We start from the raw sequence: 1,272 nt of genomic DNA, 5'->3' as shown, positions 1-1,272 counted from the left end.
CTGTCCGGGCGATCACGTGACCGCCATGTGCCGGAGTCGTTGTTACGGGCATGGGGCGGGGTGATCTGACGGATGCCGAGTGGGAACGGCTGCGGCCGTTCCTGCCGGTGAGCAATGGGCGTTGTGGCCGGTGGCGGGATCACCGGCAGGTGATCGACGGGATTCTGCACCGGGTGCGGACCGGGGTGCACTGGCGGGATCTTCCTGAGCGTTTCGGGCCGTGGAAGACCGTATATGAACGCCACCGGCTGTGGTCGGCCGACGGCACGTGGGAGCGTCTGCTGCAACAGGTTCAGGCTGCTGCCGATGCCGCGGGCGAGATCGACTGGGACATCTCGGTGGACTCCACCATCGTGCGTGCCCATCAGCACGCGGCCGGTGCCCGGACCGAACCACCGCCGGCACCTGCGTCAAAGGGGGCCGAGACGGCAGAACATCAGGGCGAAACGCCATGGCAGAGCCTGCTCGCCCGGCTGGTGGAGGTGGTGAAGGAGGTGAGGGACTGGGCCGCTCGCGGGGCGGGTTCACCAGCAAACTCCACCTGAGCGCCGACGGCCGGTGTCGCCCCCTGTCCCTGGTCATCACGCCGGGGCAGCGGGCGGACTGCACCCAGTTCCAGACGGTGCTGGCAAGGATCCGCGTTCCGCGGGTCGGTCCGGGCCGGCCCCGCACGAAGCCCGACAGCATCGCGGCCGACAAGGGATACAGCAACGGCCCGTGCCGCGCATACCTGCGGCGCCGGGCCATCCGGCACACGATCCCGGAGAAGACCGACAGCCGGTCCGCCCGCCTGCGCAAAGGCTCACACGGCGGACGGCCGCCCGGCTTCGACGAACAGCGGTACAAGAAGCGCAACACCGTCGAACGAGCGATCAACAGGCTGAAGCAGTTCCGAGCCGTGGCCACCCGCTATGACAAGCGCGGCTACGTCTTCCTGGGCACTGCAACCAGCGCGGCTCTGCTTATCTGGCTTCGGAGTTGAACGCCGACCTCAAAGGGCGACCGGCCGATACGCCAGGGCCTGATCGACTACTTCATCAGCAGAAAGCTCCCGCTCCGGCGGCCAGAAGATCAAGCCGCTGACATGACCGGACGGGCAGGCCAGGGCTCTGTCGAGCCTGTCCAGCCAGCCGTTCACCTCATCGTCTGAGGCGTAGTCCGCCTGCAAGATCCGCTGCACGAGCGCGACCGCCTCCGCGCGACTCATCTCCACAGCACTCATCAAGTCCCTCCACCGGGTCACCCTAGCGGGACGCATGATCGCCCGGACAA

General features: G+C 67.8%; 1 protein-coding gene and 1 pseudogene. One reads left to right on the top strand and one right to left on the bottom strand.

Going from position 1 to position 1,272, the window contains the following annotated elements:
- The first annotated feature begins 50 nt into the window (after positions 1 to 50).
- Positions 51 to 982 (top strand): annotated as a pseudogene (locus ACFY3I_RS43570) (IS5 family transposase).
- Between the two features lie 9 nt (positions 983 to 991).
- Here ACFY3I_RS43570 and ACFY3I_RS43565 read toward each other — a convergent pair.
- Positions 992 to 1,222 (bottom strand): e9imm peptide, encoded by a 231-nt coding sequence (locus ACFY3I_RS43565; RefSeq protein WP_390866494.1) that lies wholly within the window; start codon positions 1,220 to 1,222, stop codon positions 992 to 994.
- Positions 1,223 to 1,272: the final 50 nt, after the last annotated feature.

It is taken from the genome of Streptomyces sp. NPDC001068 (genome assembly GCF_042897315.1).
Classification (GTDB): domain Bacteria; phylum Actinomycetota; class Actinomycetes; order Streptomycetales; family Streptomycetaceae; genus Streptomyces.
Note: the sequence above shows the minus strand (reverse complement) of the source record. Positions and strands in the feature narration are given on the sequence as shown.

Bases quoted from the DNA above. Each gene is read 5' to 3' on its own strand.
- ACFY3I_RS43565 (WP_390866494.1), bottom strand. From the start codon at position 1,222: ATGAGTGCTGTGGAGATGAGTCGCGCGGAGGCGGTCGCGCTCGTGCAG.